7 protein-coding genes and 2 pseudogenes are annotated in these 8,782 nt (G+C 65.3%); 1 reads left to right on the forward strand and 8 read right to left on the reverse strand.

Annotated elements, in window-relative coordinates; translation table 11 throughout:
- Positions 1–770, reverse strand: a pseudogene (locus tag IC66_RS0104805) (ABC transporter permease); the annotation flags it as partial.
- Positions 767–1,420 (reverse strand): ABC transporter ATP-binding protein, encoded by a 654-nt coding sequence (locus IC66_RS0104810; RefSeq protein ID WP_038946841.1) that lies wholly within the window; start codon positions 1,418–1,420, stop codon positions 767–769. The pseudogene IC66_RS0104805 and the gene IC66_RS0104810, both read right to left, overlap by 4 nt.
- Before the next feature lie 146 nt (positions 1,421–1,566).
- Between IC66_RS0104810 and IC66_RS0104815 the strand changes: the two genes are divergently transcribed.
- Positions 1,567–2,901, forward strand: a complete 1,335-nt coding sequence (locus IC66_RS0104815; protein ID WP_038946842.1) for an MFS transporter — start codon at positions 1,567–1,569, stop codon at positions 2,899–2,901.
- A 226-nt stretch (positions 2,902–3,127) separates the two neighbouring features.
- Here IC66_RS0104815 and IC66_RS0104820 read toward each other — a convergent pair whose 3' ends face one another.
- The 6 genes and pseudogenes from IC66_RS0104820 to IC66_RS0104845 all read right to left on the reverse strand — a co-directional run.
- Positions 3,128–4,843 carry an N-acyl-D-amino-acid deacylase family protein gene (locus tag IC66_RS0104820; RefSeq protein WP_028139700.1) on the reverse strand — a complete coding sequence of 572 codons (1,716 nt, stop codon included), beginning with the start codon at positions 4,841–4,843 and terminating at the stop codon, positions 3,128–3,130.
- 218 nt (positions 4,844–5,061) lie between these two features.
- Entirely contained in the window at positions 5,062–6,270 is a 1,209-nt protein-coding gene (locus IC66_RS0104825; protein ID WP_038946843.1) for an MFS transporter, read from the reverse strand.
- 281 nt (positions 6,271–6,551) lie between these two features.
- Positions 6,552–6,719, reverse strand: coding sequence for a hypothetical protein (locus tag IC66_RS47590; RefSeq protein ID WP_193375302.1), 168 nt, complete (start codon positions 6,717–6,719; stop codon positions 6,552–6,554).
- Positions 6,720–6,799: 80 nt separating this feature from the next.
- Positions 6,800–7,837, reverse strand: coding sequence for an MBL fold metallo-hydrolase (locus IC66_RS0104835; protein WP_038946844.1), 1,038 nt, complete (start codon positions 7,835–7,837; stop codon positions 6,800–6,802).
- 264 nt (positions 7,838–8,101) lie between these two features.
- On the reverse strand, positions 8,102–8,560 hold the full coding sequence (locus tag IC66_RS0104840; RefSeq protein ID WP_038946845.1) for a DsrE family protein: 459 nt from the start codon (positions 8,558–8,560) through the stop codon (positions 8,102–8,104).
- Positions 8,557–8,782 (reverse strand): annotated as a pseudogene (locus IC66_RS0104845) (thiosulfohydrolase SoxB); the annotation flags it as partial. The gene IC66_RS0104840 and the pseudogene IC66_RS0104845, both read right to left, overlap by 4 nt.

An 8,782-nucleotide genomic window follows, 5' to 3' on the forward strand; every position in this document is an offset into this window, starting at 1 on the left:
GAGTTGACGATGAACAGGCCGACGAAGAACGACAACAGGCCGAACGCCGTGAGGTTGAGATGAAAGCTGTCGGTGAGGCGCTCCAGCTCGGTCTCCGCGTTCGGCTCAACCAGCTGCAGCCGGTCGCCGACCACGCTTGCCAGCGGCGCAGGCTTGCTCCTGGGCTTGCCGATCAGAAGCCGCGAGACCTGATCCGGCTTGTTCAGCAGACGCTGCGCCACGCCGATATCGACCACCAGCACGCCGGGCGCGAGCTGCGGCAACACGCGCAGCGGCGGCAATGTCGCGCCGTTGCTGATCGGTGGCGCCGCGCCTTCCGTTTCCTGCAAGTCGCTCAGCGTCTCCCGCGCCACCAATGTCTGGCCCGGCGGTGCAACAAAACTGCCTAGATCCGCAGCACCGAGACGCGGTGCGTTGCCGATTTCGACCGGCAGGGTGACCGGCTCGATCCCGAGCAGCCGCACCGAGCGTCCGTTGATCTGGACCCGCCCCTCCAGCGCCGGCGACACCGGCCAGCCGGCACGGCGGAGTTTGATGAACAGCTCCTGGGGAAATGTCGCGCCAGCAGGCGCGATCAGCATGGCGGTGCGGGCGCCGCCGAACGTCGCCGCGGCGCGGTCATAGGCATTGCGGGCCTGCTGGTTGATGGCCTGCACGCCGCTCCACAGCGCGGTCGCCGCGATCAACCCGACCAGCAGCGTCGCGAACTGCATCTTGTGACGCCGCCAATGGCTGAGCAGCACTGCGAGCACCCAGAGCGCGCGTCTCATGCGATCCGCCCCGCATGCAGGGTGAGGTGGCGGTCGAGCGTGCCGGCCAGATGCAGGCTATGGGTCACCATCAGGAAGCCGCAGCCGGTGCGCGCGACGAGGTCGCGCGTCAGCGCCAGCACGTTTTCGGCCGTGGCCTCGTCGAGATTGCCGGTCGGCTCGTCCGCCAACAGCAGCGAGGGCTTTGTCGCCAGTGCCCGGCCGATCGCGACCCGCTGCTGCTGGCCGCCGGACAATTGCTCGGGATAGCGCTTCAGGAGAGGGCCGAGGCCGAGCCGTTCGACCAGCTCCTTGGTCCAGGCTGCATCGTGACGGTCGGCGATCCGCGCCTGGAAAACCAGATTGTCCCCGACCGACAGGCTCGGGATCAGGTTGAATTGCTGAAAAACCAGGCCGATCCGGTCGCGCCGCAAGCTGGCGCGCCCTGCATCGGACAGCGCGGTGACTTCGGTGCCTTGCAGCCGGATCGTGCCGCCATCGGCGGCATCGAGTCCCGCGATCAGGTGCAACAATGTGCTCTTGCCGCTGCCGGACTCGCCGGTCAGCGCGACGCGTTCACCCTCCTTAAGGTCGAGATCGACGCCACGCAGCACATGGACCGGTTCGCCGGCCGAGGAGAAAGTCTTGGAGAGATTTCGGATGCTCAACACGATGAATGGCGCCGGGCGGAATTAGCGGAATTGCTGCGTAGCACACTTGCTGCGGAATTGCCGGGTTGCGTTGGTCTCGAAGCCGTTGTTAGCTCCCAAGACAGCCAAATCAAAAAAGTGCCAAAAGACATCGACGGGGGAGAATCATGAGCGTTGAGGGAACGACGGAGGTGGTCGGCAAGACGATCGGGACCAAGGGAACGCCGAAGGGCGCCTGGACCGTCACCTTTCTCCTCTTCCTCTTCATGGTCGTGAACTTCGCCGACAAGATCGTCGTCGGTCTCGCCGGCGTGCCGATCATGACCGATCTGAAGCTCACCCCGGAGCAGTTCGGCCTGCTCGGCTCCTCGTTCTTCTTCCTGTTCTCGATCGCCGCCATTGTGGTCGGCTTCATCGTCAACAAGGTGCCGACACGCTGGGTGCTGCTCGTGCTCGCAGTGATCTGGGCGCTGGCGCAGTTTCCGATGGTCGGCACCGTCTCCTTCACTACGCTGCTGATCTGCCGCATCGTGCTGGGTGCCGGCGAGGGCCCGGCCTTCTCCGTCGCCGCGCACGCGATCTACAAATGGTTCCCCGACGAGAAGCGCACGCTGCCGACCGCGATCCTGTCGCAGGGCTCGGCCTTCGGCGTGATCCTGGCGGTGCCGGCGCTGAACTGGGTCATCGTCAATCATTCCTGGCACTATGCCTTCGGCGCGCTCGGCGTGGTCGGCCTGATCTGGGTTTGTGCCTGGCTCGCGCTCGGCAAGGAAGGCCCGCTGGAGGACACGCAGGTCCTGGCCGCGACCGAGCAGAAGATCCCTTACTTGCAGCTTCTCACCTCTCGCACCTTCATCGGCTGCGTCGCGGCGACTTTCGGTGCTTATTGGGCACTCTCGCTCGGCCTGACCTGGTTCACGCCGTTCATCGTCAAGGGGCTCGGCTTCTCGCAGAGCCAGGCCGGCTTCATCTCGATCCTGCCCTGGGTGTTCGGTGCCACCATCGTCATTCTTACCGGGTGGATCTCGCAGGTGATGATGGCGCGCGGCTACAACACCCGCGTGGCTCGCGGCGTGCTCGGCTCGGTGCCGCTGGTCATCGGCGGGCTGATTCTGGCGATGATGCCGCATGTTCAGGGCGCGGGCTTGCAGATCGCGCTGCTCGTGGTCGGCTCTGGCCTGTGCGGGGCGATCTATGTGGTCTGCCCGCCGATGCTCGGCGAATTCACGCCGACGTCGCAGCGCGGCGCGATCCTCGCGATCTATGGTGCGCTCTACACGCTGGCCGGCATCATTGCGCCGGCCGTGATGGGGGCGATGATCCAGCGTGCCGGCAGCACGGTCGATGGCTACATGGCCGGCTTCACCATCAACGCCGTGATCATGGTCGGCTCCGGCCTGCTCGGCCTGCTGCTGCTGTGGCCGAACTCGGAAAAGGCCAGGTTAGTGCGTGGTGCTGCGGTACAGGCCAGCGCGCTGAAGGGTGCCGTGTCGCCGACGTAAGGGGGGCGGGCGAGGGTTAGATAGGGGCCGCCGGCCACAACCCCAACTGTCGTCCCGGACAAGCGAAGCGCAGATCCGGGATCCATAACCACAGGGAGGGGTTTGGCGACGACTCGGAGTTATCAGTTTAGCCCCATAACCGCTCCCTGTGGTTATGGGTCCCTGCGTTCGCAGGGACGACACTGAGAATGAGGCGCGGACTTCGCGCCTCACTCACCATCAGCTGCTAATTCACCCCCTGCGCCCCGCGGATCAGCTTCCCCGGCCGGCGGCCCGTGGCCTCGCCATGCCGCCGCGTCACCACGCCTGAGACGATCGTCGCCTCGTAGCCGTCGACGTCCTGCAACAGCCGCCGCCCGCCGACCGGCAGATCGTAATGCACCTTCGGCGGATGCAGGTGCAGACGGTCATAGTCGATCACGTTGACGTCGGCCTTGTAGCCGGGCGCAATCAGGCCGCGATCGGTGAGGCCGACCGAGAGTGCGGTCTTGCGCGACTGCGCTGCGACCACGAACGGGATCGACAGCTTCTCGCCGCGCGTGCGGTCGCGCGTCCAATGCGTCAGCAGATAGGTCGGGAAGCTGGCATCGCAGATGATGCCGCAATGCGCGCCGCCGTCGGACAGGCCCGGCACCGATTGCGGGTCGATCAGCATCTCGCGCGTCGCATCGAGATTGCCGTCGGCATAGTTGAGGAACGGCACGTAGAGCATGCCGCGGCCCTGGTCCGACAGCATCGCGTCATAGGCGAGCTCTTCCGGCTGACGGCCCTGCTTGCGCGCCTGCGGCCCCAGCGCGTTCTCCGGCGGCTGCTCGTAATCGGGGGGATCGCCGAGCAAAAACATCTTGTCGTAGTTGGGCCGGAAGAACAGCGGATCGTCGGTGGCGGTTGCCGTCTCGCTCAGGATTGCCTTGCGCACGTCGGCCTGGTGCAGCCGCGCCAGCCGCTCCTTCAAGGGAAGATGCGCGATCGCCTTGTAGCTAGGATGGGTCTGGAACGGATTGCGCGACAGCTCGAGCCCGAGCAGCAGGCCGACCGGGCGCGCCGCGATCTGCGCGGTGATGGAGAGGCCGCGCTTCGCCGCCGCATTGATCTCGTCCAGCGTCTGGCGCCAGCGGTTTGGCGATCTGTCGTTCTGCGTGATCGAGAACGAGATCGGACACTTCGTCGTGTCGGCGACCCGCAACATCATCGGCAAGTCTTCGTGGATGGTGGAGAGATCGAGCACGAATTGCAGCACGCTGCGGCCCTGGCTGTGCATCGCCCCGGCGATCGCGGTGAGCTCGTCTTCGCCGGCCTTTAGCGTCGGCGTGAAGTCGCCGGTGGAGGTGCGGTGGTTGAGCGTGCGCGAGGTCGAGAAGCCGAGCGCGCCGGAGCGAACCGCCTCGCCCGCGAGCTTGGCCATTGCGGCATTGTCTTCGGTGGTCGAGGGGTCGCGGCGTGCTCCGCGCTCGCCCATGACATAGACCCGTAGCGCCGCATGCGGCAGCTGCGCACCGACATCGATGTCGAAATCGCGCTTGGAGAGCCAGTTCATGTAGTCCGGAAAGCTCTCCCAGGCCCAGGGAATGCCGGCGCTCAGGACGGGCTCGGGAATGTCCTCGACGCCTTCCATCAGCTGGATCAGGCGGGTGTGGTCGGCGGGCTTGCACGGCGCGAAGCCGACGCCGCAATTGCCCATGATCGCCGTGGTGACGCCGTTCTGCGACGACGGCGTGATGTCCTGGCTCCAGGTGACCTGGCCGTCGTAATGGGTGTGCACGTCGACGAAACCCGGCGTCACCAGCTTTCCGCGTGCGTCGATTTCCTCGGCGCCTTTGCCAGAGACCTTGCCGACCTCGCTGATCCTGCCGCCGGTGATGGCGACGTCGGCCTCGAACAGTTCGCCGCCGTTTCCATCCGCAACGGTGCCGCCGCGGATGACGAGATCAGGGGTGCTCATGTGTTTCTTCCCGTTTTTGTTTTTCTAAGTCTTCTTTCGTCCCGGACAAGCGCAGCGCAGATCCGGGACCCATAGCCACAGGGAGGAGTTTGGCGAAGACGCGTAGTTGGCAGCTTCGCTCCACAACCGCTCCCTGGGGTTATGGGTCCCCGCCCCCCGTGCGCAATTGCGCACTAGGCGGGGACGACGATTGAATCTGTGGCAGCCGCTCTCGCTCCTCAAGAACCGGCTTGTCGCTTCCGCTCCGTGAACGGGGACAGCGCCACCGTCGCCACCATGAACACCACCGACGCGCCGAACACCCAGTGTGGCGCACTCTGGTCCATGATCCAGCCGAACAGCAGCGGGCTGATGATGCCGCCGAGATTGAAGCCGGTGGAGACGATGCCGAAGGCGCGCCCCGCAGCGCCGGGAGGAGCCGCATTGCGCACCAGCTTGTCGCGCGAGGGGGCGATCACGCCGGACAGAAAGCCCGCCGCCGTCATCGCGGCAGTCAGCGCCCAGCCGGGCAGCGTCACGAGCGCGATCAGCAGCACGATTGCCGCGTTCACGGCGAAGCAGGCCGCTGCGACATAGCCATGGCGTTCGGTGTGATCGGCAAGGAAACCGCCGGCCAGCACGCCGGCGGCGCTGGCGCCGAGGAATGCCGTCAGCATGACGTTGGCGGCCGAGTAGGACGTGCCATAGCCGCTCATCAGCGCGACGACGCCGAAATTGTTGATACCGGCGACCGACAGGCTGAGCAGCATGAACAGCGCGGTCAGCACGATCAGCGCCGGCGTGATGACAGCCTGCTTCGGCGCGTTCTCCGCGCCTGGCTTCTTCTTGCTGGCGCCGGCGTCGGGAATGTTCATGACGAGCAGCAGCAACGCCACCGCAATGCCGATCGCACCCGAGGCGATCAGCGCGCCGACGCCGCCCGACAGGGTGACGAGTGCAGCCACGATTGCCGGCGCCACCGCGCCGCCAAGAAACCCGGCAAAGGTGTGGATCGAAAAGGCGCGGCCCATCCGTGCCTCGTCCATGTGCTCGGCCAGGATCGCGTAGTCGGCGGGGTGATAGACGCTATTGGCGAGACCCAGCAGCACGGCGCAGGCGATCAGCGAGGCGTAGCTGAGGTGCAGACCGAGCAGGATCAGCGCGAAGCCGCCGAGCGTGAGGCCGGCCAGCAGAATTCGTCGCGCGCCAAAATGGTCGACGAGATAGCCGGTCGGCGCCTGCGTCAATCCGGACACCACCGCGAACACGGTGAGCGCGAAGCCGAGCTCGATATAGCCGACGCCGAGCTGAGCCTTGAGGAACGGGAACAGCATCGGCAGGACCAGCAGGTGGAAATGGCTGACCCAATGCGCGATCGAGATTCCGGTCAGCGTGCGTAGCGCGCTGTCCGCCTTGCCTTGCTGCGGTGCGGCGAGAACGTCGACCATTGCAATTCCGGTTTCACTCCCTGGAAGGCGCGCAAACTATCGGGGAGAGCGGTTATTTGTCCATGAACGCAGGCGCATGGCAGGTAGTGCGGGTGGGGGAAGTGAGGGGCGTTGGGGCGCCTCCACGTCGTCGTCCCTGCGAACGCAGGGACCCATACCGCGTGATATCTCGATTGTAACAGGTCGCAGTACCGGACGGCGATCCCCCGCCAACTTCTCCCTGGGGTTATGGGTCCCTGCGTTCGCAGGGACGACGGCGGAGAGTGGGGCCATAGCCCCCCTCAAAACGACTCGTCATCCGGACCGTAGCGGTCACGCTTGGGCGTCGCGATGTCGCCGTCCTCGTAGTCATCGTCATCGAGCGGAGGCGGGGGTATCTTCATCTTGTCTTCCGCCCGCTTTTTGTCAGCGATTTTGGGCGGCTCGCTTGGCTTGCCGATCTTGGCCATGGCTGTTCCCGGATGGTGATGCTGCATCCGATCCTATCCGGAACATATGTGTAGTTTCTGACCTATCGCAAGCAGGGCCGTCAGTGCACGAGCGGCCCGCCCGCCTTCTTCCAGGCATCCACGCCGCCGGCGATATGGGCGGTGTTGGAAAGGCCGGCCGCCTTGGCGGCGGCCACCGCCATCGCCGAGCGCTCGCCGAAGGCGCAGAAGAACACGATGCGGCGGCCGGTGGCGGCGGCGACCTCGCGCAGCATGCCGCCGGGCTTGAGGCTCTCCTCGACGGACGGATAGGGCGTATGCAGCGCGCCTTCGAGCATGCCGTGCTTCATCCGCTCGTTGGTCTCGCGCAGATCGACCAGCAGCATGTCGGGCCGGCCGAGAATGCGGATCGCCTCGACCGCGCTGAGCGCGCGGCCTTCCTTCTCCAGCTCCTCCTGATGCAGGCCGACATGCATGTTGGCGGGCACCGCCACGTCCATCATCTTCGGATTGGGCAGCTTCAGGTTGGCCATCAGCTCGATATATTCGTCGACCGAGCGCACCTGGAGCCGCGGGTTGTAGCGCTTCTCCTCGCCGATGGTGGAGACGGTGTCGCCCTTGTAGTCGTGCGCCGGAAACACCATCGTCTCGTCCGGCAGCTTGAGCAGCCGGTTGAAGATCGAATCGTACTGGGCGCGCGAGGAGCCGTTCTGGAAATCGGTGCGGCCGGTGCCGCGGATCAGCAGCGTGTCGCCGGTGAAGACGCGGTCGCCCATCAGGTAGGAATAGGAATCGTCGGTGTGGCCGGGCGTGTACATCACGTCGAGCGACAGGCCCTCGATCGTCACCTTGTCGCCGTCGGCGACCCGCATCGCCACAACGTCGGCCTTGGTCTGGTCGCCCATCACGGTCATGCAATGGGTGCGGTCGCGCAGCTCGCCGAGGCCGGTGACGTGGTCGGCATGCAGATGGGTGTCGACCGCCTTGACCAGCTTGAGGTCGAGCTCGCGCAGCAATTGGCAGTAGCGATCGACTTTCTCAAGCACGGGATCGAGGATCAGAGCCTCGCCGCCGGGGCGGCTGGCAAGCACATAGCTGTAAGTGCCCGAAATGCTGTCGAAGAGCTGGCGGAAGATCATGGCAAGAGACCCGGCGTGGAACTGATTGCAAATTCTACTACGCCACGGGTCGAAAAGAGAAGCAAGTCACTGTGTTGGGAGGGGAATATGGAATATTATTTTGCATAACTCGCTGTCGTCCCGGCGAAGGCCGGGACCCATAACCACACGGAGCAGTTTAGGGCAGATCAGTCGTTCGGTACTCCTACCAGCCCCTACCGATAGATCACGCGGTATGGGTCCCGGCCTTCGCCGGGACGACGAGGGAGGGTGTTGCGGAAGACGCTACGGCCTCACCAGCGTGTACCCGTTCTCCGTCAGAAACAGGATCTGCCCGACCCCGACCTGCACCGGTGTCGCCGCGGGAATGAATTCCGGCCGCTTGCCCGTCTCGCGCTCGATCGTATCCACCGTGTTGAGACAGATGTCGAAGCGCACGCCCTGCGCGATCAGGCTCTCGACCTGCTTGCGACGCTCGCTGCCGGACAACAGGAGATCGACGCCAGGGCCGAACGCGACGACCTCGATCGCGATCTTGTCGGGGTCGTACGCCTTCAAGAGATTGTTGGCGACGCTGAGCACCAGCGCCTGCTTCCTTGCATCACCGTCGGAAAGCTGCAGCACGATCCTGTGCTCTGCGAACGGCTTGTCCTGAAGCGGCACCTGCTGCGCAAATGCTGGCGGCACCGCCGCCCAGGCCAGCAGCGTCAGCAGCATCGCGCGAAACAGTTGCGACCGCATCATCCTTGTCCCGCAATGCCCGGATTGTCCTCGACGCCTCTCAGCGTCACGCCGGAGCCGAGCCGCTCCTGAAACATCCGGCCCGAGCGCAGATATTTGCCGACGACGTCCCACACCGGCGCGCCTTGCTGGCCGTTGACCGAAGCCCAGCCTGCGACCTTGTAGCGGTGGCTGGCGCTGAGCGCCTTGCCGCCATGGAGTTTCACTTCCGAGATGCGGCCGCCG

The sequence above is a fragment of the Bradyrhizobium genomosp. III genome (genome assembly GCF_000261705.1).
Lineage (GTDB): Bacteria > Pseudomonadota > Alphaproteobacteria > Rhizobiales > Xanthobacteraceae > Bradyrhizobium > Bradyrhizobium ottawaense.

Excerpts from the sequence above, each read along its gene's own strand:
- IC66_RS0104815 (WP_038946842.1), top strand. The coding sequence starts at position 1,567 with ATGAGCGTTGAGGGAACGACGGAGGTGGTCGGCAAGACGATCGGGACC.
- IC66_RS0104820 (WP_028139700.1), bottom strand. The coding sequence starts at position 4,843 with ATGAGCACCCCTGATCTCGTCATCCGCGGCGGCACCGTTGCGGATGGA.
- IC66_RS0104825 (WP_038946843.1), bottom strand. The coding sequence starts at position 6,270 with ATGGTCGACGTTCTCGCCGCACCGCAGCAAGGCAAGGCGGACAGCGCG.
- IC66_RS47590 (WP_193375302.1), bottom strand. The coding sequence starts at position 6,719 with ATGGCCAAGATCGGCAAGCCAAGCGAGCCGCCCAAAATCGCTGACAAA.
- IC66_RS0104835 (WP_038946844.1), bottom strand. The coding sequence starts at position 7,837 with ATGATCTTCCGCCAGCTCTTCGACAGCATTTCGGGCACTTACAGCTAT.
- IC66_RS0104840 (WP_038946845.1), bottom strand. The coding sequence starts at position 8,560 with ATGATGCGGTCGCAACTGTTTCGCGCGATGCTGCTGACGCTGCTGGCC.